Origin of the sequence: Mesorhizobium sp. M0074, assembly GCF_040322975.1 — a bacterium.
Lineage (GTDB): Bacteria > Pseudomonadota > Alphaproteobacteria > Rhizobiales > Rhizobiaceae > Mesorhizobium.
In genome coordinates, this window is the sequence record NZ_JAMYUM010000023.1 from 49196 (window position 1) to 73863 (window position 24668).

Consider the following 24668-nt stretch of genomic DNA (forward strand, 5'->3'; position numbering starts at 1 on the left):
AACGTTCGGGATCCGCTCTGTCGTTCGGCGATGCGTCCATACGGGCTATCGGAGTTTAATTCAAGGCTTTTGGCAAGGCAAAAGCTCGCTCCGGCATCGCGTCATTTTCCGCCGGACAAAAGAAAAGGCCGGCGGGAGGAGGTGCCGGCCTTTTCCTGTTACGAGCCAGCGGGAGGAGGTGCTGGCTGGTCACCCCGGTGAGCAGAGGGAGGAGGTTCCACCCGCCGGGTATTCACTTAAACCACTATATCGCACATCTATTTGTCTGACGAAATGCGACCTTTTGATGCATCGTCAAACTGTGCGCAAATATTAGGCGATCTTGATTTCTTTCACGGCCTTCTCGAAGGCGGTCTTGATCGGCTTGGATACGTCCTCGGCCGCCTTGGCAGCAACCGCCTGGAAGTCCTTAGCCTGCTCGACGGTCATTTCAACGCGCTTGCGCAGGAAAGCGGTCTGCAACTCGACGACTTCCGACAGCGACTTGGCGCCGATCAGGGCTTCGAAATGCGAGAAGCCGGCTTCGGCATTGGCGCGCAGGGCGGCGATGGTCTTGAGCGACAGGTCGCTGGAAACGGACTTGGCGGTCTCGTAGGTCGATTCCAGAGCCTTCTGGGTCTCCTCGGCGCCGGTCTTCAGCTTGGCGTAGGCCTCTTTCGACTGCTCAACGCCCTTTTCGGCGAAGGCACGGATCTGGTCGGTGGCCTTCGAAGCGTCGAAGCTCGGGAATTCAACGTTTTCGATCGTTTCAGCGGTCTTGGTCCTGGACATTTTCCATCCTTTTCAGCGGCAGCGGCTTTGACAAAATGCCGTCTCGTTCATCTATCATGGCAATATAAAGGCAAATTTTGTGCGTTGCAACATGTTTGTTGCATCGCACCATAAAATATTTGGTTCGCGGCGTTAACCACGCGCCTAGAGATTCCGCTGGTTGCACGCTATGACTTGTGGACCTTCGCGCCGTCGGCTTTTATTAACAAAGCGTTAACCGCAAATTGCCCGCTCTGTGAGGGTCGCCAAGCGCATGCCGGCTGAAAACTACTCCTTCCTTGACGTCGCCGTGCTCGACGCCGTCCGCCTGCGCTTCGCCGCAGGCGACGCGATCGCCATTCTGTCGGCAGATCTCGAGCAGGTGATCTGGGCCAACGGGCCCGGCGCGGCGGTATTCGGCTATCCGGACATCGGCGCTATCATCGGCGCCTCGGCAGGGTTGCCGCTGATCGCCCGGCGCCAGATCATGGCAACCAGCGGTTTTCCGCAGATCGGCCGCGACCGTGCCATCACGGTCCGGCTGGCGACCGGCCTGACCAGCCGTGCCGTCGGTTTCCTGGCCAGCGCGGTGACCATGCCCGATGGCGAGGAAGCAATCATGCTGGCGCTGCAGGCGGCGCAGACCGGCTCGCGAAGCGCCGCCGAGATCGCCGACCGCGCCATCGGTGGCTTTACGGAAGACGGCCACTACATCGCCTTTGTCGATGCCAAGGGCAATATCGACGCCGCATCGCACGGCTTTTCGGCGCTCGGCATCCGGCCTGAGACGCTGGCCGCACTTGTCGCCGATGTGGCGAACGAGAGCGACCGCATCGTCAAGCGCCTGGTTCCGGGTGGGTCCAGCTCCTATCCCGCGGGCCTTGCCCGGCTGACGGAAGAGCGGCACCTGCTGGTGGTGATCGACGAGGACCGGCTTGACGGCGAGGCCCCCGATGGCGAGCGCGCCGGCGGGGAAACCGAGGCGGCAGCGGCACTGAGCGGTGGCGATCTTCCCCAGCCAACGGACCAGGACAACGAGCAGCCAATCGCCAGCACCGGCGCGGCGGAGATCGACCTTGCAGCGATGGAAGGCACCTCGGCATCGGCCGAGCACGAACCTGCCGACGCGGCCGACGATCACCGCACGGTTGGCGAAGCGCCGACGCAGCATGACCATTGGTACTTCAATGCCGGCGACGACGCGCAGGTCCCGCCCGGGGCAGCTGCGTCCGGCAAAGTCGAGACCAGCCCGGACGCTTCGCAGGCCGGCGCGGATACTTCGCCGGAAAGCGCCGCAAAGGCCACCAAAGCCGCCTCGCCGGCCGAACACCGCGCTTCGGCGATCGATCGCACCGCCGCGCCCATGCGTTTCGTCTGGCGTACCGACGCGGAGGGCCATTTCAGCGCCCTGTCGCCGGAATTTGCCGAGCTCGTCGGCAAGCCTGCCGCCGACGTGATCGGCCGCCGCTTCGAGGATGTTTCGGCCGCCTATGGCCTCGATGCTTCTGGCGAGATTGCCGGCCTGCTCGAACGGCGCGACACCTGGTCCGGCCGCTCCGTGCTGTGGCCGGTCGCCGGCACCGATCTGAAGATACCCGTCGACCTGGCGGCGCTCCCGGTTTACAGCCGCAGCCGCGTTTTCGAAGGTTTTCGCGGTTTCGGCGTGGCCAGGAGCGGCGATGCGGTGGTCGATCCGGATGCCGTCGGCATGGCCCTTGTCGCCGAGGAGAAACCTGCCGCGACCATCGGGCCGAAAGCCGTCGAACCTCTCCCCGAGACACCTAAACCCGCCGATCCGTTCAGGGGCGAAGTGCCGGCATTGACCATCGTGCCAAAACCCGAGCGGCGCTTTGCCGACAAGGTGATCCGGCTGGCCGAGCACCGGCAGCCGGCCAACGACAAGGGCCTGTCGACGCTGGAACGCAGCGCGTTTCGCGAGATTGGCGAGCGTCTCAAGAAGGACAGCACCCCGGCCGAAGAACAGCCCAGCGCCGGAAAGCAGAAGCCGGTTGAGAAAGTCGAGGCAGCCGGCAAGGCCGACGAGCCAAAGCTGAAAGAAGCCGGCCCGACGGACAAGGGTGAGATGCCGGCACAAGGTCCGGAAATCGAGGCGGCTGCCGCCGAACCGCTCGAGGCCGATGCCGAAGACCAGAAGGATCTTGCCCGGCTCGACGGCGAGCAGTCCGATGAGGCGGAAGCAGAGGCGCAAGCCGGCGAACCCGTCACACGCCCTGTTTCCGGATCGCTGCTCGACTATGCCGACCGCGAACCCAGCGACGAAGCGCAGGAAGGCATTGAGCCCAGCACGAACCGTCGAACGATCGTTGCCGAAGCGCCGCGGGATGGCGACGACGACAGCATGACGGCCGAAGATTTCCGTGACGCCGAGGACAGCGAGGATTGGTCCGAGGACAGCGCAGCCGCAGCCGACGTTGCCGGCCAGGTGCCGCCCATCGCGCGGCCGCAGGCACCACCGCTCAAACTCGACGGCTTCGTGCCGTCGGCGTTTGCCGGAGAGGACAACAAGGGGCCGGATACCTCGATCCTCGGCAAGCTGCCAGTGCCGGTGCTTATCCATTCCGGCGACCAGCTGCATTACGCGAACGACGAATTCCTCGGCTTGACCGGCTATGCGACGCTCAATGCCCTGGACGAGGCCGGCGGGCTCGGCGCGCTGTTTGCCGACCCTTATGCCGACGACGGCAGTTCGGACGGCGGCGACCGCGCTCTGCGGCTGAAAACGCGCGACGGTCAGGAGTTTCCGATCGACGCGATTTTACGCTCCGTCCCCTGGGGAAACGGCAAGGCGCTGATGCTGGTCGTACGCCGTTCCGGCGACGACGAGGCAGCAGCCATTCCACATGGCGCCGCCGAAGACCAAACGCAGCCGGATGTTTCCGAGCTCAAGGCACGCATTGCCGAAATGCGCACTATCATCGACACCGCCACCGACGGCGTCGTGCTGATCGGCCGTAACGGAACGATCCGTTCAATTAGCCGTCCGGCGGAAGCGCTGTTCGGCTTCGACAGCGACGAGGTGACCGGCAAACCGTTCGTCTCGCTGTTTGCGATCGAAAGCCAGCGCGCGGCGCGTGACTATCTCGAGGGGTTGTCGGAGCCCGGCGTTGCAAGCGTGATGAACGATGGCCGCGAGGTGATCGGGCGCGAGGCGCAGGGGCGTTTCATTCCGCTGTTCATGACCATCGGCAGGCTGCCCAACGACAGCGGCTTCTGTGCGGTGGTGCGCGATATCACCCAGTGGAAGCGGGCCGAAGAGGACTTGACCCAGGCGCGCGCGGTCGCCGAACGCGCCTCGTCGCAGAAGACCGATTTTCTGGCCCGCATCAGCCACGAGATCCGCACGCCGCTCAACGCCATAATCGGCTTTTCCGAGCTGATGGTCGACGAGAAATTCGGGCCGGTGGCCAATGACCGCTATCGCGACTATCTGCGCGACATCAACCGTTCGGGCAACCACGTGCTCGATCTGGTCAATGACCTGCTCGACATTTCGAAAATCGAGGCCGGCCAGCAGGAGATGGCCTATGAGGCGGTGTCGCTTAACGACACGCTTGCCGAAACCGTGGCGATGATGCAGCCGCAAGCCAACCGGGAACGCGTCATCATCCGCTCCAGCTTCGCCTCGCGGCTGCCGGAAGTGGTGGCCGATCTGCGCAGCGTGCGGCAGATCGCGCTCAACATCCTGTCGAACGCCGTCCGCTACACGCAGGCCGGCGGCCAGGTGATCGTGTCGACGGCTTACGAGATCTCCGGCGATGTCGTCATGCGCGTTCGCGATACCGGCATCGGCATGAGCCAGTCCGAGATCGAGCAGGCGCTGAAGCCGTTCAAGCAGATCAATGCGCTGAAGCGCGGCCGTGGCGACGGCACGGGTCTTGGGCTGCCGCTGACCAAGGCGATGGTCGAAGCGAACCGGGCCCGGTTCACCATCAACTCGACGCCCGGCGAGGGAACCCTTGTCGAAGTCGCCTTTCCCTCGACCCGAGTGCTCGCCGGTTAGCTATGGTTGCGCAAAGAAAAAAGGCGTCCAACAGGACGCCTTGAGAAATTGGAATTGCTGTCACAACGGGGCTTGAGCGAATCAGATCCTCTCGGGGCTAAGAGGAACGGGATTTCTCCCTCAAGTTACGCACGACTATTGATGCCGGGCCTTAACAAATCCTTACCGGCACGCCGGAAAATTTACCAATGTGTACCACTCATGAAATCTAGGTAAATTCCGAAGAGATAATTCGTTAACGATACCGGAGACCTCAAAACAGCTCCCACCTTGAACCCGGCTCAGTCGGCAAGCTGCGGCAGGTTGCGGAACAGCTCGAGCGCTTCGGGATTGGCGAGCGCTTCCTTGTTCTTGACGGCGCGGCCATGCACCACGTCGCGTACCGCGAGCTCGGTGATCTTGCCCGATTTGGTGCGCGGAATATCGCTGACGGCGACGATCTTGGCCGGCACGTGGCGCGGGCTCGCCCCGGTGCGGATTTTCGCGCGGATGCGTTTTTCCAGCTCGGCATCGAGCTCAACGCCGGCCGCCAGCCGCACGAACAGCACGACACGCACGTCATTGTCGAAATCCTGGCCGATGCACAGCGCTTCGAGGATTTCCGGCATCTGCTCGACCTGATTGTAGATCTCCGCCGTGCCGATCCTGACACCGCCCGGATTGAGCGTGGCGTCGGAACGGCCATGGATGATCAGGCCGCCATGGACGGTCCATTCGGCGAAATCGCCGTGGCACCAGACATCGTCGAAACGTTCGAAATAGGCGGCTTTGTATTTCCTGCCGTCAGGGTCGTTCCAGAAGCCGATCGGCATCGCCGGAAACGCCTTGGTGCAGACGAGCTCGCCCTTCTCCTGGCGGAGCGGGCGGCCGTCATCGTCCCAGACATCGACGGCAAGGCCGAGCCCGGGCCCTTGGATCTCGCCGGTCCATACCGGTTCGATCGGCACGCCGAGCACGAAGCAGGAGACGATATCGGTGCCGCCGGAAATCGAAGCCAGATGCACGTCCTTCTTGATGCCTTCATAGACGAAGCGGAAATCTTCCGGCGATAGCGGCGAGCCGGTCGATGAGATGGTGCGCACGCTGGAAAGATCATGCGTGTGGATCGGCTTCAGGCCGGCCTTGCGCACGGAATCGATGAATTTGGCCGAGGTGCCGAAATAGGTCATCTTTTCGGCATCGGCGAAGTCGAACAGCGCATTGCCGTCCGGGTAGAACGGCGAGCCGTCGTAGAGCAGCAAGGTGGCGCCCGATGCCAGGCCCGACACCAGCCAGTTCCACATCATCCAGCCGCAGGTGGTGAAGTAGAAGAAGCGGTCGCCGTCGAGCAGGCCGGCATGCAGCCGTTCTTCCTTGACGTGCTGGATCAGCGTTCCGCCGGCCGAATGGACAATGCATTTGGGAATGCCGGTCGTGCCCGATGAAAACAGGATGTACAGCGGATGCGAAAACGGCAGCCTTTCGTAGGCGACAGGCCTTGCGGCAAAGGGTGACAGCGCCTCTTCCAGCGCAGCCGCCTTGCCGATGGTCGCGGCGACGTCGAGCGAGGTGCCGAGATAGTCGACAATGAGGACTTTGCGGACGGTGGCGAGCTTGCCCGCCACGGCCGCGATCTTGTCGGCGACTTCGATCGCCTTGCCATTATACCAGTAGCCGTCCGGCGCGATGAACACGACAGGCTCGATCTGGCCGAACCGGTCGAGAACCCCCTGCTCGCCGAAATCTGGGGAGCAGGACGACCAGACCGCGCCGATCGAGGCGGCCGCCAGCATCGCAGCAACGGTCTCCGGCATGTTGGGCATCATCGCGGCGATGCGGTCGCCCTTCTTCACCTTGAGCGACAGGAAAAGCTGCTGCAGGCGCGAGGTCAGCGCATGCAGCTCGTTCCAGGACAGCCGCCGCTCGACCTTGTCCTCGCCGCGAAAGACGATTGCGTCGCCAAGCCCGGTTTTCTTGAGGAGATTCTCGGCGAAGTTCAGCTTTGCCTCAGGAAAGAAGGTCGCGCCGGGCATCTTGTTGCCATCGACCAGCATGCGTTCGCCCTTGTCGCCGACGATGCCACAAAAGTCCCAGACCAGGCTCCAGAAGGTCTCGCGATCATCGATCGACCAGCGATTCAGGTCGGCATAGGAGGAGAAAACCTTGCCGGCCATGTTCGCCGCGGCGTTCATGAAGGCGGTCATCGGCGCTGCGTCGATCTGCTCTTGCGTCGGGATCCAGAGCGGTGCGTCGTCAGCCATCATTGTTTCTCCTTAAAGCACGTCACGTTTGAAGAGATTCACGCGACGCGCTTTAAACTTTTGTCTTTATGCATGTCGTTTATCCCAAAACCGCTGCGCACTTTTGGGCGACATGCATTGGCATCGCTTATGCATATCGCGATGCAGCAGAGCAAGATTTTGTTGGACCGCGCCGGTCAGGGTGTGCGCAAATGCCATCGCCGGGCCATAAAGACTTGAAATGCGTCAGCCGTCGGTTACACCCGTCGGGCGATTTTGTCGGAATGGAAGCATACGGGGCGATATGCCATCACCTTTGATCCGACGCGGAATATGGGCGATCGGCGCAGCCGTCATCGTCATCGCGCTGGTTGTCGCAGCCTTGCCGTTGATCGCCTCGACCCGCATCGTACGCGACCGTATCGCGTGGGAAATGAGCGCGTGGAGCGGTTTCCGGGTCACCATCGACGGCGCGCCGCGTATCGAGGTGTGGCCGAATTTCCGGGCGATCCTGAGCGACGTGACGCTGTCGCAATGGACGGAGACGGATGCGCCGCCCGTGGTCGAGGCCGAACGGGTCGAGGTCGACCTCTCGGCGATGGCGGCGCTGCGTGGCGATGTGGTGTTTTCGACGGCGCGGCTGGTACGACCGACGATCCGGGTTCAGCGTACCGCGAGCGGGTTTTTCCTGCCTGCGATTCCCAGCGGTGGGCGCATTACGCGTTCGATCGATGCTGCCCGCGCGGTGATCAACACAAATCCCGCCAAGCCGGATCTCGGCAAGCTGCCGACAGATCCGTTCGGCACAGTCGAGTTCAGGGACGGCCGCGTAGTGGCTGCCATCGGCGGCAAGGACCAGGAGATATTGAGCAGCCTGAGCGGCCAGGCGAACTGGGCCGCGATGAACAGCAATGCGACGCTGTCGGCGACCGGGATATGGCGCGGCGAAAGTGTTGCCATCGACGCCGCATCGCCGAACCCGCTCGTGCTGTTCGGTGGCGGCACAGCACCGGCCACATTTTCCTTCAAGGCGGCACCGGCCAGTTTTTCGTTCGACGGCCGCGCCAGCATGTCGGAGAACGGCTATTTCGACGGCCAGGCAAAATTCGCCGCACCTTCGCTCCGACGCGTGCTCGAATGGTCGCAGGCCGGCATCGCGCCCGGTGCCGCAATCGGCTCGATCTCGGTTTCAAGCAAGATCACGGCGACGGCCGGGCGCGTCAAATTTGAAAACACGGCCCTGACCCTCGACAATAACCCCGGAATGGGTGCGCTGGACTTCACCTATGGTGAGGCACTGCCGGTGATCTCCGGCACACTTGCCTTCGATACGCTCGACCTCAGATCATTTCTCTCCGCCTTTACCCCGGTGCCATCCGCCGGCGGCACCGGCCCGGGCGAAATCGACACAAGCTTCGCCGACCGGATCAATCTCGATCTCAGGCTGTCGGCGGCGCATGCCACCGCCGGCGCCATCCAGCTTGCCGACGTCGCTGCCACTGCCCAGGTCAAGAACGGCCTTGCCGTCTTCGACATCTCGGATGCATCCGCCTTTGGCGGCAACGTCCAGAGCAGCGTCCGTTTCGACCGCAAGCCCGCCGGCACGGAAGTCGAGATCCGGCTGCTTGCTTCCGATATCGACGGCGGCGCTTTCGGCACCGCGGCCGGGATGACGCGGCTGGTGCCGATCGGCACTGGAACCGTTTCGGTCATCCTCAAGGGGCCTGGCAGAACCTGGGACTCGATTTTCGAAAACGCCAATGGCTCGCTGTCCGCGACGTTCGGCGCGGGTGCGCTGAGCCGGCTTAACCTGCCGGCGTTCCTCAAGCACACCGAACAGGGCGGATTCTTCGCGCTGGACGACGTCTCGGACGGAACGCTGCCGATCGACGGGGCCGAGCTCAAGGCGAGCGTTTCGAACGGCGTGGCGCGTATCGACAAGGCCGAGGTGAATTCCGCGCAATACAAGATCTGGCTTTCCGGCATCGCATCCTATGCCGGACGCGGGCTGGCGCTGTCCGGCGGCATCGTCCAGCCGAGCCAGGCTGCCACGCAGACGAATGGCCAGCCGCCCAAGCAGTCGTCGTTCTTCGTCGGCGGCACGTGGAGCACGCCGTTCATCTCGCCGATAAGCCGCGGCGTTTCGGGAGAGTAGCGAGCCTTCAACCTCGCTGCGCCGCCTGCTCGTCGCGCTGGCGCTGCACCTCGCGGCGTTTGTTTGCGAGCGAAGCGATGATCACGCCAACTGCGACGACCGCGATCAGGATGGTGCACGCTGCGTTGATTTCCGGCGTCACGCCAAGGCGGACCTGGCTGTAGATCTTCATCGGCAGCGTCGTGGCGCCGGGTCCCGAGGTGAAGCTGGCAATAACCAAATCATCGAGCGACAGCGTGAAGGCCAGCATCCAGCCGGAGACGATAGCCGGCATGATAACCGGCAGCGTGATCTGGAAGAAGGTCTTCACCGGTGGCGCACCGAGGTCCATCGCGGCCTCTTCCAGCGAACGATCAAAAGTGATCAGGCGCGACTGAACCACCACCGCAACGAAGCACATGGTTAGCGTGGTGTGGGCAAGCGTCACCGTCAGAAAGCCGCGGTCGAGGCCGACGGCGACGAAGAGCAGCAGCAGCGACAGGCCGGTGATGACTTCCGGCATGACCAGCGGCGCAAACACCATGCCGGAAAACAGCAGCCGGCCGCGAAAGCGCGTGTAGCGTGTCAAGGTGAGCGCCGCCAGCGTGCCGAGCACGGTCGCGACGCTTGCCGAGATGACGCCGACGCGGGCCGTCACCCAGGTGGCGTCCATCAGACCCCGGTTGTGGAACAGCGACACGTACCATTTCGTCGAGAAGCCACCCCAGACGGTGACCAGCTTCGATTCGTTGAAAGAGAACACGACGAGCAGGACGATCGGCAGGTAAAGAAAGGCAAAGCCGAGCACGATCGAAATGATGTTGAAGCGGCTCCAGGTCGCGTTCATTGGTCCTGCTCCTGGGCGCGCGCCTGGGCTCGCTGGAAGAGCATGATCGGCACGATCAGCAGCAGCAGCAAGATGACGGCAACGGCGGACGACACCGGCCAGTCGCGGTTGGCGAAGAACTCGTTCCACAGCGTTCTGCCGATCATCAGCGTCTGCGAGCCGCCGAGCAGGTCGGGAATGACGAACTCGCCGACGGCGGGAATGAACACCAGCAGGCAGCCGGCGATGACGCCGGGCAGCGACAGGGGGAAGGTGATCTTCCAGAAGGCGCTGGTCGGCGGACAGCCGAGATCCTTGGCGGCCTCGATCAGAGAATGGTCCATCTTCTCCAAGGACGAATAGAGCGGCAGCACCATGAACGGCAGATAGGAGTAGATGATGCCGATGAAGATCGCCGTATAGGTGTTGAGGATGATCAGCGGCTGGCTGATGATGCCGGTGGCGAGCAGCAGCTGGTTGAGCAGGCCCTCGGGCTTGAGGATGCCGATCCAGGCGTAGACACGGATCAGGAACGAGGTCCAGAACGGCAGGATCACCAGCATCAGCAAGGTCGGGCGAATCGTCGCCGGAGCGCGCGCCATGCCATAGGCTATGGGATAGCCGACCAGCAATGTCAGGACCGTCGAGATGGCGGCGACGATGACGCTCGTCACATAGGCATTGAAGTAAAGCGCATCCTGCGTCAGCCAGGTATAGTTGTCGAAATTGAGCGCGCCGAATTCCGAGATAAACCCGGAAATGCCGCTGCGGAAATCGAGCACCGGCGTGTAGGGCGGCATGGCGATCGCCGTCTGCGACAGCGAAATCTTGAAGACGATGATGAAAGGGACGAGAAAGAAGAACAGCAGCCAGAGGTAGGGGATGATGATGACGAGCCGGCTAACGAAGGCCGCTCCCAGCCTGACCAAGGCGGATTTGCCGGCAGCGCTTGCCGGAGAGCTTGTTGCGGCGGTGACAGCGGACATGATCAGTCCCTACCGTGTCAGGACGACGCCGGCGTCGGGGCGGAAAGAAACCCAGGCGCGGTCGTTCCAGGTCAATGGATCCTCGGTGAGGCGTGCCCCGTTCATGGTGCTCGCCCGCACCACCTGACCGTCGTCCAGCCTGACGTGATAGACGGTCATGTCGCCGAGATAGGCTATGTCGTAGACCTCGCCCTCGATGGCGTTGACGGCACCGGCCGGTTTCGTGGAGGACACCTTGATCTTCTCCGGCCTGATGGCGAAGGTGACGGATGTTCCGGCGGCGGCCCTGCCGGCATTTTCGGTCCGGATGGTGATGCCGTTGCCGGCATCGATGCTCGCACTGCCGGCCTCGCCAGCCGCGATCTTGCCGTCGAACATATTCACATTGCCGACGAAGCCGGCGACGAAGCGGGAACCCGGCGCCTCGTAGACCTCGGCCGGCGTCGCCACCTGCATCACCTCGCCCTTGTCGATGATGGCGATGCGGTCGGCCATCGTCATCGCCTCTTCCTGATCATGGGTGACGACGACGAAGGTGAGGCCGAGGTTCTGCTGCAGGTCCATCAGCTCGAACTGGGTTTCCTCGCGCAGCTTCTTGTCCAGCGCACCAAGCGGCTCGTCGAGCAGCAGGACTTTCGGCCGCTTGGCCACCGAGCGCGCGAGCGCGACGCGCTGGCGCTGGCCACCCGACAATTGGTGCGGTTTGCGCTTGGCGAACTGCTCGAGCTTGACCAGCTTCAGCATCTCGGCGACGCGCTTGTCGATGTCGGCCTTGGCCATGCCTTCCTGCTTGAGGCCGAAGGCGATGTTGTTCTCGACCGTCATGTGCGGAAACAAGGCGTAGGACTGGAACATCATGTTGACCGGCCGCCGGTAGGGCGGAATGCCGCGCAGATCCTGGCCATCGAGCAGGATGCGGCCGGCGGTCGGCTCCTCGAAGCCGGCGAGCATCCTGAGCAGCGTCGATTTCCCGCAGCCTGAGGCCCCGAGCAAGGCAAAGAATTCGCGCTCGAAAATGGTCAGCGACAGATTGTTGACCGCGGTGAACTCACCGAATTTCTTGGTGACGTTGTCGAACTGGATGTATGGCTTGGCGTTCGGATCGTTCCATGGCGCAAAATCCCTGCGGATGCTGCCAAGCGATTTCATGTCCCACTCCGTCCTGCTGCTTGCCCCATGAGAAAGCGGCCCCGGCAACGGCTGCCGGGGCCTGGTCAGATGCTATTGGCCGGTGACGATCTTGGTCCAGGTGCGGGTGATGATGCGCTGGGTCTTGGGATCGTAAGGCGATACGGTGTAGAGCTTCTGCAAGGTGGCTGCATCCGGATAGATCGCCGGATCTTCCAGGATCGCCTTGTCGATGAACTGCTGCGAAGCCTTGTTGCCGTTGGCATAGAGCACATAGTTCGACGATTTGGCGATCACTTCGGGCTTCATCATGTAGTTCAGGAACTCATGCGCTTCGGCGACATGCGGCGCATCGGCCGGGATCGCCATCTGGTCGAACCACATCTGGGCACCTTCCTTCGGCACGGAGTAGCCGATCTCGACGCCCTGCTTGGCTTCGTCGGCGCGGTTGCGGGCCTGGAAGACGTCACCCGACCAGCCGACCGCCAGGCAGATGTCGCCATTGGCAAGGGCGTTGATGTATTCGGAAGAGTGGAACTTGCGGATATAGGGCCGGACCTTCAGCAAGGTTTCTTCGGCCTTGGCAATCTCATCGGGCGACGTGCTGTTTGGATCGAGGCCCAGATATTTCAGTGCCGCCGGTATGATGTCGGCCGGCGAATCCAGCACATAGACGCCGCAGTCCTTCAATTTGGCCAGGCTTTCGGGATTGAAGAACACGTCCCAGCTGTCGATCTTGTCGGTGCCGAGCGCTGCCTGCACCTTCTTGATGTTGTAGCCGATGCCAACCGTACCCCACATGTAGTTGATCGAATATTCGTTGCCGGGATCATATTTGGCGGTCCGTTCCATGACCGTGTCCCACATATTTGAAATGTTCGGCAGTTTCGACTTGTCGAGCTTCTGGAACACACCCGCCTGGATCTGGCGTGCAAGGAAATTGCCGCTGGGCACGACGACATCGTAGCCGCTGCCGCCGGCGAGCAGTTTCGTTTCCAGGATCTCGTTGGAATCGAAAGTGTCGTAGACGACCTTGATGCCGGTTTCCTTGGTGAAGTCGTCGATGATCGAACTGTCGATATAGTCCGACCAGTTGAAGACGTTGACGACGCGATCCTCGGCATGCGCGCCCAAGGTGAAAACTGCCAGAAACGCCGAAGTCGCCGAAAGCCAGAGCGCTTTGCGGGTCATGCTATTCTCCTTTGATGAGTGTTCCGTCGCCGGCTCGTCGCGGCGTCCGCGCGGCTGGGCATTTGCTTCAAGGTATTGGGCTTGCAGGCAGGCGACAAGCGCGAATTGCCGGCGCCATTATCGTTCGGCGGCGAGCCGACAGCGAAGACCTGGCGTGGCGTTGGTGGTGTTCCGACGCCGTCGGAAGCTTTCGCTACGGCGCGGGCAGGGAGACGACGATATTGTCCGGCCTCGATGCGGCCGGCATGGAGACTTGGCAAGATACGCCTGTCTTGTTGTTGCCGTGATCGCAGCCTGCCCGCGCGGCTGCGACGTTGTCAATGGTTCATCTCGCTTTGACGCGCGCACTGCATCAATTAGGTGACGGCACACCGGTGACGCCCGCTCGCGCGGGCCGCGTCTGACGCTTGAACTCGAGCCCGATATGGACGAGCAGCGCGGTGACCACGACCGCACCGCCTACGATGGTGCGCGCCGACGGCACCTCGGAATGGATGAGCCAGACCCAGATCGGGCCAAGGATCGGTTCGAACGTGCCGAGCAGCGCCGCGACGGCGGCCGGAACAAGCCGGGCTCCGGTGGCGAAGAAGGCGAGACCGAGTCCCAGATTGATCACGCCAAAGGCAAAGAGGAAGCCCATATCGTGACTGGAGACGCCCAGCGCCGACGCCTGCGATGCCGCAAAGGCGGCCGCCAGCATCGTGCCGAGACAGGTCGCCGGCGTCATGCGCACATGGGCAAAGCGGCGCGTGATGACGGTGGCGATCGAGAACATGACAGCGATGAGCAGCGCCAGCCCGTCGCCGATCGGCGACACCGCGCCATCGAGCGATTCCGACACCATGATGGCGACGCCGACAATGACGGCGGCGATCGCCACCCAGGTCGCCACCGCCACCCGTTCGCGAAACAGCGCCCAGGCAAACAGCGCCGCCAGAAGCGGCACGCCGGCCTGCATCAACAGGATGTTGGCGACCGTGGTATAGGCAAGCGCCACGACGAAAGAGGTCGACGCCGTGGCGAAGCAGAACGCCACCGCAAGGCCGGCCAGGCCCATGCCGCGAAACAGCTTCAGCGTGCCACGCCAGCCGTCGCGCCAGACCATGAAGCAGAGCAGGAAGGCGGCGGCCCAGACCGAGCGCCAGAACACCACCGTCCAGCTGTCGGCGTTGTCGATGAAGCGCGCAATGCTGCCGCCGAAGCTCCACATCAACGCCGACAGGAATACCAGCAGGAAGCCGACGCGTTCCCCTTGCGGCGACACGATCGGCGAAGCGGCAACCGGAGATGATGCGGTATCGGTCATGGGTACGACTGTCGGCGAATTCGGAGCAGCACGATGTGCAATGGACGACAGAGACGTGCCTAATTCGCGTAACGCAAAGCAGAAGGCCGGGCGTGATCCAGTTCGATGTTCCGTTTGGCGCACTGATGAGCGCGCCTCGCCCCTCGCCCGGCGATGATCCGAGGCGACCTGTCGATGATGCGTTACGAGGTGCTCTTGTTGCCGCGGATAAAACGCCAGAGACCGGCCAGCGGAATCAGCAGGAGCAGGCCAAACTTTTTCAGCGCGATCAGCGCCACGACCAGAAAACCTGCTTTCGCCGCCAGCTTGCCGGCAATCAGGCCACCGACGCCAATCGCCGCAACCGTATCGACGCCCGGCACGAAATCGGCGTATGTCTTGCCGGTATTGAAGTCCGCGAGGCCAAGCACTTCATCCAGGCTTTGCCTTATCTCCGGCAATTGTTCCACCGTCGCGATATAGCTCATCACGAAAACGCCCTCCCTGCCAAGGAAACGGACGTCGTAGTTGAGCGTATGGGCGGCATCGTTGCCAAATTGCAGCTCCTTGGCCCAGTGCAGGCGCTTGTGGGCCGCGTCATAAACCGGCGGCGACGCCCAGCCGATCAGCGTAATGGGCGCATAGCCATCCTTTACCCTCTGATCGTTGCCGGAAAGAGTGTCTGACTGCATGTTGCGCAGCAGTTCATTGTAATCGATGGACGCGGCGTCGCTGTCGTCGACGTAACCGATCTTTTCCCAGCGCAGCTCTATCCCCCAATTGTTGTCGGCAATGGGATCATGGGAGACTGGAAAGATCATGCCGAGGGCATCGGAACCAGAGTCGGGCGGATTGCCCCAGGCTTCGGTGAGGACGGAGAGCGTGTCCTTCTTGTCCAGAAAATAGAACTTGTCCTTGAGGTCGAGATGGATGCCTTCGGCAAGATTTATCGCGCCGGTCTTCGGATCGATCTTGTCCAGGAACGCCTTGCCGGCATCATTATAGTGTTGATAGGAATTGAAGAAATCCGAGGACTTTTCAGCCAATGCGGGATCGGCCGAAAACGCGAGCGCCAAGCCAAGCCAAAAAACTGTCCTGCCCATCATTGATCCCCCGACCGTTGCGCAGTTCTTTTTTTTGATACCGTACCGTCAATGCTGAATCAATATTCGGCTGAATCAATATTTTGGCTGAACCAATATTTTGGCCGGCAACCGCGAACCAGCTTACTGGTTGCCGCCGCAGGAACAGATGAGGTCCTTTGGTCGAAGATTCAGCCGCAATATTGCTGGAGCCGAATCACTGGAAATCGAACGCCGACAGTCCCGTGACCATCTCGTCGAGGCCGAGCGGACGTGTAACGGGTGGCTCGGCGCGGGCGAGGCAGCCGATGCGTTCGCACAGCCGGCAGGCAGGGCCTATCGGCGTCGCCGGTGCAGCGGCGCTCTGTCCGGTCTTGCCGATGGCGGCCGGCCCCGGCAATGCCGCTCCGTAGGCGACCTCGTCGCGAAAACTGATGTCGCAGCCGAGCAACAGCGCCGTGCGCCGCGGGCGCTCGGCAAACGAGCCCTGCGGCCCTTCGAGCGTGCGGGCCATGCAGAGGAACGCCGCACCGTCGGGCATTTCCACTGCCTCGACCAGGATCTGGCCGGGCTGGGCGAAGGCGGCATGGACCGGCAGCTTCGGACAGCCGCCGCCGAAGCGGCTTTGCGGAAAGCCGTGGCTGCCCGCCTTGCGGAACCGATTGCCGGCACTGTCGACCTCGAGCATGAAGAACGGCACGCCCGACGCACCCGGCCGCTGCAGCGTGGTCAGCCGGTTCGCCGCCTGCTCGAAAGAGACGCCGAAGCGCGACCGCAACATGTCGATATCATAGCGGGCACGGACCGCAGCGGCGCGAAAAGGCTGATAGGGCATCATCAGAGCGTGCGCGGCATAGCGGCCGAGCTCGAAACGCGCCAGCCGGCGGGCTTCGTCCGTGGTCAGCTTCAGCACCTGGATCTCGGCGGCTACAGCGACGCTCATGCGGATCAGGCAGGCCTCCATCGCCACCTCGCGTAGTTGATCGAATGGCGACAGCCGCTCGGACAGGAACAGGCGCTGCGAGTGACGGTCGTAGCGACGGCGCCAGTTGGGCATGGTGGCGACCGGCAGCACCTTGACGACGATGCCGAATTCACGCCGCAGCCAGGCCTTCAACGCACTGGACAGATCGTCGCCGGGATCGAGCACCGACGTGAATGCCTCGGCTTCCTCTTCGAGCGCGGCAAAATGGTTCGGCCGGCGTTCGAAAATCTCATGCACCTCGTCGATCGGCAGCCTGGCACCGGAGAGGGCGGTGGCCTTGCCCTCGCGCGCGAGCAGCTCGTTGATATCCGACAATCGCTCGGCCTGCTCGCGATAGGCGCGAAACAGCTTTATGACAGCGGCGGAAGCGTTGGGCGCCGCCTCGGCAAGCTCGATGAGTTCCTGGTCGCCCGGCAGTTCGCCGGCCAGCAACGGATCTGAAAACACTTCCTTCAAATCGGCGACCGACCCCCTCGCCTCGCCCTGCAATTCATGTGGGTCGACCTTGTAGACGGTTGCCAACCTCAGGATCAGTTGCACCGTCAGCGGCCGCTGGTTGCGCTCGATGAGATTGAGATAGGACGGCGAGATGCCGAGCCCTTCGGCCATCGCCGTCTGGGTCAGCCCCTTGGCGTTGCGGATGCGGCGAATGCGCGGCCCGGCAAAGATTTTATGGTCGGCCAATCGACTGCCCTTGACAGAAATTTACATCCACCGATGGCATGGCTGTCTTTACAATCATGACAGATTTACAGCTCTCATCAGTCAAACACAACACAGGTTTTCCCTTATTTTATGACTGATCAGGAGGTTTACCTCGCTTGCGTCGTGCCGACGTGTAAATGGTGTCACACATATGGCGCACATATTTTCCCTCTGCGACGCCTTCCTAAACCGGCATCAAAACCGCCTGGAGTGATCAATGACCGACTTTTACAACCTCGTCCCGTCGGCGCCGCAAGGCCGCTTTGATGGCATCGAAAGGCCCTATTCGCCGGACGACGTGAAGCGGCTGCGCGGCTCGGTGCAGATCCGGCAGAGCCTCGCCGAAATGGGCGCAAACCGGCTGTGGCAGCTCATCCATGAAGAGGATTTCGTCAACGCGCTGGGTGCCATGTCGGGCAACCAGGCGATGCAGCAGGTGCGGGCCGGGCTGAAAGCGATCTATCTGTCGGGATGGCAGGTCGCCGCCGATGCCAACACCGCTTCCGCCATGTACCCGGACCAATCGCTTTATCCCGCAAATGCCGCGCCCGAACTGGTCAAGCGCATAAACCGCACCTTACAGCGCGCCGACCAGATCGAGACCTCCGAAGGCAAGGGGCTGTCGGTCGACACCTGGTTCGCGCCGATCGTCGCCGACGCGGAAGCCGGCTTCGGCGGGCCGCTCAACGCTTTCGAGATCATGAAGGCGTTCATCGAGGCGGGTGCGGCCGGCGTCCATTACGAGGACCAGCTGGCTTCGGAGAAGAAATGCGGCCATCTCGGCGGCAAGGTGCTGATCCCGACCGCCGCACACATCCGCAACCTCAACGCGGCGCGGCTTGCCGCCGACGTCATGGGTACGCCGACGCTGGTCGTGGCGCGCACTGACGCGGAAGCGGCAAAGCTCCTGACCTCCGATATCGACGAACGCGACCGGCCCTTCGTCGATTATGACGCCGGCCGCACCGCGGAGGGCTTCTACCATGTCAGCAACGGCATCGAGCCCTGCATCGCCCGCGCCATCGCCTATGCGCCCTATGCCGACCTGATCTGGTGCGAGACTTCCAAGCCCGATCTGGCGCAGGCCAGGACGTTTGCCGACGGCGTGCGCAAGCATCATCCGGGCAAGCTGCTTGCCTATAATTGCTCGCCGTCTTTCAACTGGAGGAAGAATCTCGACGACGCGACGATTGCGAAATTCCAGAAGGAACTCGGCGCCATGGGTTACAAGTTCCAGTTCATTACGCTGGCCGGTTTCCACCAGCTCAATTTCGGCATGTTCGAGCTCGCCCGCGGCTACAAGGAGCGGCAGATGGCAGCCTATTCGGAACTGCAGGAGGCGGAATTCGCCGCGGAAGCCAATGGCTATACCGCCACCAAGCACCAGCGCGAGGTCGGCACCGGCTATTTCGACGCCGTCTCAATGGCGATCACCGGTGGCCAGTCTTCGACCACGGCCATGCATGGATCGACCGAGCACGCCCAATTCAGGCCGGCGGCGGAATAGCGGAACAGCAGACAAACAGAGGGAACGCCCAAGCGGGCATGGCAACACAACAGGCATGGCAACACAGGGAGAAGACCAATGGCATCGATAAGCCGCGTCAAGGAACGGGCCGAAGAGCAGGCCACAAGCATGAATGTCGATCAGCAGGCGACCATCCGCATGCTGGCGAACGATCTGCACAGGCTCAATCAGTCGGTAATGAAGGCGGTCGAGGCCGGCGTCTCGGTCGAGCTGGTGCGCTCGGCACGACACCATGGCGGCGACGGCAACTGGGGCGATCTGCTGATCCCGGTCATCGTCACGCAACGGAGCCACGACTGATGAATTCTACCGCACCGCGCCTCTTTTGAGCGCATGCTATCGCACCTTGCACGCCGCGGCTTTGCCTAATCCGGCAGAGCCGCTAATGCAACGATTTCAATGACAAGATCAGGCTGCGCAAGCGCTGCAACGCCAATAATTTCCGAGGGCGGCGGGTTGTTGTAGCTGCAGTGCTTCGGGCAGTGCACCGCAAAGAATTCGTCCAAGACGTCCAGGCGGAAATTGGGAGAGCTCAGAACACCGCCATCGGGAAATGGCCCCTTAACAAAGAAGGTCAGCCTGATGAGATGCTCGAGCGCAGTGCCAAGCTCTTCCAGATCTGATTTGATGTTGGTGAGAATCTTGCGCCACTGCGCCGCGGCATCTCCAACGGCGCCGCCACCGCTTTTGCCGATCGGATCGTAGTCGTCGGCCGTCGCGGTGTTTCCGGAAAGGTAGACAAACCCCTTTGCGCCGGTAACGACCGTACCCTTTCCCCATGGCATCAACCGGCCGTTTTTAAATTTCTTGTGAGTCACGAGTTCCATTGTCATCTCCCGTCGCCCAAAGAGACGTGCTTAGCCAACGAGGAAGGATAGTCCAGCGAGACGGTGCGACAAGCTCGCGACAGACTTGCCTCGCCTTCATCCAACCTGCGTCAATCCGGCTATGGCTGCGAGTTGATGCGTTCGCGCTGCACAGCCAAACTTCGCTGAAGCCTGCCCAGTTGCAATGGCGACTTCTCCTTTCGAGCGGCGGCAAAGAAAAGCACTTAATTTAAATTTTAATGTTTCTTGCGATATTCTCCTGATATGCCATTTCAGCTTGACATGAGCAGCGATCTCACGCCAATTACCTCCAAGTTTCAACCCTGCATTGAAACATTGAACAACGGCCTGCCCCCGCCATGTGCCCAGCGAATCGCGATATCGAGACTGCAAAACAGCTGGCTTTCGGTAGCCGGGACGTGGAGACCGGCATGCTTCCGGATTTCTCGCGTGTGCTGGTGGTCGGAAAATCACCGATCAACCGGGTCGTGGTTTCAAAGATCGTCGAGCGGTCCGGCCTCAAACCGATCTCGGAAACGCCAGAAACCGCGGCAAAGGCCTTGCACGCACTGGTTCCCGGCACTGTCGTTCTCGACGGCGGAGCGGAGAACGGGGACTGCGACGCTTTGCTGTCGGGTATCGATGCACTGCGAAGGGCGTCAGGCAAATCGCTTCCGTCGGTGATCCTGCTTTCAGTCAAGACCGGCACTCCGGAGACCCTGGGCCTGTCGAGCGTCATCGATGCGGTGGTCGTCAAGCCGATCACCACCGAACGGCTGCAGCCGGTGATCGACCGGCTGGTCGGGGTCGGCCGCAACTGACTTCTACCGCGACGCGTCGACTGCAGACCTGATTAATCAATCTCGCCGATACGCTCGATCAAGCCCGGCAGTTCACCGAGATTGGCTATCTGGCGAAAGCGTGGTGCCGAGACCGGCGGCTCGACATGTTCCAGCACCCAGGTCAGATCATGCGGAACGTGGATGCCCCAACTGCCGGCTTCGATGGCCGGTACGACGTCCGATTTGAGCGAGTTGCCGACCATCATGCCCTTTTCCGGGCCGTCGCCGTGGCGGCTGAAGATGCGGCTATAGGTGGCTGCGCTCTTGTCGCTGACGATCTCGACGGCATCAAACAGCTCGCCCAGCCCGGATTGCGCGAGCTTGCGTTCCTGGTCGAACAGGTCGCCCTTGGTGATCAGCACCAGGCGGTAGGCGCCGGCCAGCTTTTCCACGGTTTCGCGCGCATGGGGAAGCGGCTCGATCGGATGGTTGAGCATCTCGCGGCCCGCGGCGAGAATTTCGGCGATAGTCGAGGCCCGCACCTGGCCGTTGGTGACCTCGATCGCCGTCTCGATCATCGACAGCGTGAACCCCTTGATGCCGAAGCCGTAGACCGCGAGGTTGCGCTTCTCGGCCTCCAGCAATCTTGCTGAAATCCGGTCCTCCTCGGCGTGATCGGCGAGCAGTGCGGCAAAGCGCTTCTCGGTCACGCGGAAGAACTGTTCGTTCTGCCACAGCGTGTCATCGGCGTCGAAGCCGATCGTCGTCAGTTTGCGGCTGTGTTGCATGGGGACCATTAATTGCAGCCTTGCGGGAGGCCGACCCTAGACCAGGAGGCTTTTATCCGGAAGTCGTTGTGTTCCCCCGGTTATCGAGGCGCACGCCAGCCGGCTCCCCTTCCCTTTCGTCGTCGGCAACGGCTATACTCCACAATCTGCAACAAATCTGGTGATTGATGCCGCCTGCAAAAAAGGAAGTCCGTCCGTCGAGCCGCGGAGGACGCGCCCGCACGCCTGCCTTCGTGAAAAACCAACGTGGCGTCAAGAACTGGAAGGAAGTCAGCGCCTGGCTGGAATGGCGCGGCATCGAAGATATCGAATGCATCACACCCGACCAGGCCGGGGTTGCGCGCGGCAAGATGATGCCATCGAAGAAGTTCACCTCCAACACCTCGCTGGCGCTGCCTTCGGCGGTGTTCATGACAACGATTTCCGGCGGCTATCCGGAGGACGGCAACGGCTTCCACTATCCGGAGGACGACGGCGACCTCAAGCTGATGCCTGACCTCTCGACGCTGACGGTGGTGCCGTGGGAGGAGGACCCTACCGCGGCGGTTATCTGCGACCTCGTCCACCAGGACGGCCGCTCGGTCGAGTTCACGCCGCGCAACGTGCTGAAGCGCGTGCTTGCCGCCTATGACAAGCGTGGGCTGAGGCCGGTCGTGGCACCCGAGATCGAGTTCTACCTGGTGCGCAAGAACCCCGATCCGGACTATCCGCTGACCCCGCCAGTAGGTCGATCGGGACGGCCGATCGGCGGCGGCGCCGGCTATTCGATCGCCGGGGTTAACGAATTCGACGAATTGATCGACGACATCTACCATTTCTCCGAAAGCCAGGGCCTGGAGATCGACACGCTGATCCACGAGGAGGGCGCCGGCCAGCTCGAAATCAATCTGCGTCACGGCGATCCGATCGAGCTCGCCGACCAGGTGTTCATGTTCAAGCGAACCATCCGCGAGGCGGCGCTCAAGCACGAGATCTACGCCACGTTTATGGCCAAGCCGATCCAGGGGCAGCCCGGTTCGGCCATGCATATCCATCAGTCGATCATCGACAAGAAGACCGGCAAGAACGTTTTTTCGGCGGAGGACGGCTCGGAGACCGAGGCCTTCTTCCATTTCATCGGCGGCATGCAGAAACATGTGCCCAACGCGCTGGTGATGTTTGCGCCCTACGTCAATTCCTACCGGCGGCTGACGCAGTCGGCCTCGGCGCCGGTCAACAACAAATGGGGCTACGACAACCGCACCACCGCCTTCCGCGTGCCCCGCTCCGACCCGGCGGCGCGGCGCGTCGAAAACCGCATCCCCTCCTCCGACGCCAACCCCTATCTGGCGCTGGCGGCATCGCTTGCCTGCGGACTGATCGGCATGACCAACAAGATCAAGGCCGAGCCGCCGGTTCTGACGACCGCCAACGAGGACCAGATCGACCTGCCGCGCAGCCTGCTCGAAGCCGTCGACCTGTTCGAGGCTGACGAAGAACTCGGCACGCTGCTCGGCAAGTCATTTGCCGCCACCTATGCGGCGATCAAGCGAGCGGAATTCGAGACCTTCATGGAAGTGATCAGCCCGTGGGAGAGGGAGTATTTGCTGCTGAATGTGTAGTAGGGGAGTAGGGGAGTAGGGGAGTAGGGGAGTAGGGGAGTAGGGACGAATGGCTGAGAAAACGGGTTCCTACAAGGATTTGATAGTCTGGCAGCAGGCAATGGACCTTGCTGTGGCCGTTTACGGCGCGGCGAAATCATGGCCCAAGGAAGAACTTTATGGACTCACCAGCCAAGTGCGGCGCGCTGCAAGCTCGGTGCCGTCGAACATTGCGGAGGGATATGGCAGAGAGATCCGAGGTTCCTATCAACAATTTCTCCGTATCGCTCAAGGATCATTGAAGGAACTGGAAACTCAGCTTCTGATCGCCGAGCGTACCGGCATCGCGCCGAAGGCGACGGCGGCTTCATTGTTGGCGAGTACCGAAAGCGTTGGGAAGCTTCTTCGCCTCCTGATCCGCAAACTGTCACCCGACTAGCTCCCTACTCCCCTACTCCCCTACTTCCCTACTTCCCTACTCCCCTACTCCCCTACTCCCCTAGCCAAGCATCATGACCTACCAATCCCCAATCTCCCCCGGCCGCTCCTGGTACGAAGACACGGCCGGGCCAAGGCCCGAATATCCGGCGCTCGATGGCGACCGGACATGCGATGTGGTGATTGTCGGCGGCGGCTTTACCGGCCTGTCGGCGGCGGCTCATCTCGCCACGACAGGCGCGGATGTCGTGCTTATCGAAACGCATCGTTTCGGTGACGGCGCATCGGGCCGCAATGGTGGCCAGCTCGGCACCGGACAACGGGCCTGGGCAGAGGAACTGGAAGCGGAATACGGCTTTTCCCGCGCCAAGGCGCTGTTCGACCTGGCCGAAGAGGCCAAGGCGCATCTGCTCGACTTTGCCGCCATGCACCAGATCGAGATCGACTATATGCCCGGCCAGATGTCGGTGGCGCACAAGAAGCGCTATGTCGACGACTACAAGGCGCATGCCGAGATCATGGCGAGCCGTTTCGGCTATCCGCACATCTCATTCATGGATGCCGCGGAGACAGCCGAGCGGCTGGGCTCGACGCATTATTTCGGCGGCACCCGCGACACCGGCACCGGCCACATCCATCCGCTGAAACTGGTCATCGGCACCGCAAAGGTGGCGGCAGAGGCCGGCGCAAAGCTATTCGAGCAGACGTCGTCAACCGGCATCACCTCCGGCGGCGGCAAGGTCAGGGTTGCGACGCCGAAGGGCACGATCGCCGCCGCTAAATGCCTGATCGGGGTCAATGCCTATGGCGGCACGCTCGAACCGGTGAGTGCCGCGCATATCATGCCGATCGGCTCGTTCATCGGCGCGACGGTACCGCTGGGAGCCGATTCCAAAGTGTTGCCGGGTGGCGAGGCGGTCGACGATTCGCGCTTCGTCGTGCGCTATTTCCGCAAATCGAAGGATGGGCGGCTGCTGTTTGGCGGCCGCGAGATCTATGCGGTCAACGATCCCAAGGACATCCACATCCACATCCGCCGGCAGATCGCCGAAATCTATCCGGCACTGAAGGACGTCGAGATCACGCATGGCTGGGGCGGCTATGTCGGCATCACCATGCCGAGAAAGCCGTTCGTGCGCGAAGTGATGCCCAATGTGACCTCGATCGGCGGTTATTCCGGCCACGGCGTCATGCTGTCGAACTTTTTCGGCAAGCTTTATGCCGAGACGGTCGCCGGCAACCGCGACCGGCTGAAGCTGATCGAGGACCTGAAAATTCCACCCTTCCCCGGCGGCCGGCGTTTGCGCGCGCCACTGCTCTTTCTTGCGCTCAACTGGTACGCGTTGCGGGACAGGATCTAACCAGACGTTGCAGAATCCTTAACCAGGGCGCAGAATTGCCGCCAAGGGCGCA

At 62.0% G+C, this 24668-nt stretch carries 19 protein-coding genes; 8 read left to right on the plus strand and 11 right to left on the minus strand.

All coding sequences use genetic code 11. The annotated features are described in order from the left end of the window. Positions 1-312 precede the first annotated feature (312 nt). Positions 313-771, minus strand: a complete 459-nt coding sequence (locus NKJ73_RS26410; RefSeq protein WP_254819298.1) for a phasin — start codon at positions 769-771, stop codon at positions 313-315. A gap of 253 nt (positions 772-1024) precedes the next feature. On the opposite strand from NKJ73_RS26410, the gene NKJ73_RS26415 reads away from it, so the two are divergent. After that, positions 1025-4771, plus strand: a complete 3747-nt coding sequence (locus NKJ73_RS26415) for a PAS domain S-box protein (protein ID WP_352571619.1) — start codon at positions 1025-1027, stop codon at positions 4769-4771. Between the two features lie 281 nt (positions 4772-5052). Here the strand turns inward: NKJ73_RS26415 and NKJ73_RS26420 are convergent, their stop codons facing one another. Then, on the minus strand, positions 5053-7011 hold the full coding sequence (locus tag NKJ73_RS26420; RefSeq protein ID WP_352571620.1) for an acetoacetate--CoA ligase: 1959 nt from the start codon (positions 7009-7011) through the stop codon (positions 5053-5055). Positions 7012-7294: 283 nt separating this feature from the next. Between NKJ73_RS26420 and NKJ73_RS26425 the strand changes: the two genes are divergently transcribed. After that, a complete protein-coding gene (locus NKJ73_RS26425) occupies positions 7295-9145 on the plus strand; it encodes an AsmA family protein (protein ID WP_352571621.1) in 1851 nt (616 codons plus the stop codon). A 7-nt stretch (positions 9146-9152) separates the two neighbouring features. On the opposite strand, the gene NKJ73_RS26430 is transcribed toward NKJ73_RS26425, so the two are convergent. The 7 genes from NKJ73_RS26430 to NKJ73_RS26460 all read right to left on the minus strand — a co-directional run bounded on the left by NKJ73_RS26430 (position 9153) and on the right by NKJ73_RS26460 (position 17291). Next, positions 9153-9971 (minus strand): ABC transporter permease, encoded by an 819-nt coding sequence (locus NKJ73_RS26430; RefSeq protein WP_023677454.1) that lies wholly within the window; start codon positions 9969-9971, stop codon positions 9153-9155. Next, on the minus strand, positions 9968-10936 hold the full coding sequence (locus tag NKJ73_RS26435) for an ABC transporter permease subunit (RefSeq protein ID WP_352571622.1): 969 nt from the start codon (positions 10934-10936) through the stop codon (positions 9968-9970). Before NKJ73_RS26435 ends, NKJ73_RS26430 begins: the two co-directional genes overlap by 4 nt. A 9-nt stretch (positions 10937-10945) precedes the next feature. Further along, positions 10946-12085: an ABC transporter ATP-binding protein gene (locus tag NKJ73_RS26440; RefSeq protein WP_352571623.1), complete on the minus strand. Its 1140-nt coding sequence runs from the start codon at positions 12083-12085 to the stop codon at positions 10946-10948. 72 nt (positions 12086-12157) lie between these two features. Further along, positions 12158-13255: a polyamine ABC transporter substrate-binding protein gene (locus tag NKJ73_RS26445; RefSeq protein ID WP_352571624.1), complete on the minus strand. Its 1098-nt coding sequence runs from the start codon at positions 13253-13255 to the stop codon at positions 12158-12160. Positions 13256-13607: 352 nt separating this feature from the next. Then, positions 13608-14561, minus strand: coding sequence for a DMT family transporter (locus tag NKJ73_RS26450; RefSeq protein WP_023677450.1), 954 nt, complete (start codon positions 14559-14561; stop codon positions 13608-13610). Between the two features lie 182 nt (positions 14562-14743). Then, entirely contained in the window at positions 14744-15643 is a 900-nt protein-coding gene (locus NKJ73_RS26455) for a DUF2167 domain-containing protein (protein ID WP_352571625.1), read from the minus strand. A 196-nt stretch (positions 15644-15839) separates the two neighbouring features. Next, complete coding sequence (locus tag NKJ73_RS26460; protein ID WP_352571626.1) at positions 15840-17291, minus strand: helix-turn-helix domain-containing protein; 1452 nt, start codon at positions 17289-17291, stop codon at positions 15840-15842. Between the two features lie 238 nt (positions 17292-17529). Between NKJ73_RS26460 and aceA the strand changes: the two genes are divergently transcribed. Together aceA and NKJ73_RS26470 are read left to right on the plus strand one after the other, a co-directional pair. Further along, entirely contained in the window at positions 17530-18819 is a 1290-nt protein-coding gene (aceA, locus tag NKJ73_RS26465; protein ID WP_352571627.1) for an isocitrate lyase, read from the plus strand. A gap of 78 nt (positions 18820-18897) precedes the next feature. Then, positions 18898-19140, plus strand: a complete 243-nt coding sequence (locus NKJ73_RS26470) for an SMc00767 family acetate metabolism repressor (protein ID WP_023719402.1) — start codon at positions 18898-18900, stop codon at positions 19138-19140. Positions 19141-19205: 65 nt separating this feature from the next. On the opposite strand, the gene NKJ73_RS26475 is transcribed toward NKJ73_RS26470, so the two are convergent. Further along, the gene (locus NKJ73_RS26475; RefSeq protein WP_352571628.1) at positions 19206-19667 is read right to left on the minus strand and encodes a RidA family protein; all 462 of its coding nucleotides are present in this window, start codon (positions 19665-19667) and stop codon (positions 19206-19208) included. A gap of 431 nt (positions 19668-20098) precedes the next feature. Here NKJ73_RS26475 and NKJ73_RS26480 point away from each other — a divergent pair, with 431 nt between their 5' ends. Then, positions 20099-20488 (plus strand): ANTAR domain-containing protein, encoded by a 390-nt coding sequence (locus tag NKJ73_RS26480; RefSeq protein WP_352571629.1) that lies wholly within the window; start codon positions 20099-20101, stop codon positions 20486-20488. Between the two features lie 32 nt (positions 20489-20520). On the opposite strand, the gene NKJ73_RS26485 is transcribed toward NKJ73_RS26480, so the two are convergent. Next, positions 20521-21237: an HAD family hydrolase gene (locus NKJ73_RS26485; RefSeq protein ID WP_352571659.1), complete on the minus strand. Its 717-nt coding sequence runs from the start codon at positions 21235-21237 to the stop codon at positions 20521-20523. A gap of 167 nt (positions 21238-21404) precedes the next feature. Here NKJ73_RS26485 and NKJ73_RS26490 point away from each other — a divergent pair, with 167 nt between their 5' ends. From NKJ73_RS26490 to NKJ73_RS26500, 3 genes are all read left to right on the plus strand, one after another. Further along, a complete protein-coding gene (locus NKJ73_RS26490) occupies positions 21405-22838 on the plus strand; it encodes a glutamine synthetase family protein (protein ID WP_352571630.1) in 1434 nt (477 codons plus the stop codon). 49 nt (positions 22839-22887) lie between these two features. Further along, the gene (locus NKJ73_RS26495; RefSeq protein ID WP_352571631.1) at positions 22888-23256 is read left to right on the plus strand and encodes a four helix bundle protein; all 369 of its coding nucleotides are present in this window, start codon (positions 22888-22890) and stop codon (positions 23254-23256) included. Between the two features lie 73 nt (positions 23257-23329). Further along, a complete protein-coding gene (locus NKJ73_RS26500) occupies positions 23330-24616 on the plus strand; it encodes an NAD(P)/FAD-dependent oxidoreductase (RefSeq protein WP_352571632.1) in 1287 nt (428 codons plus the stop codon). Positions 24617-24668: the final 52 nt, after the last annotated feature.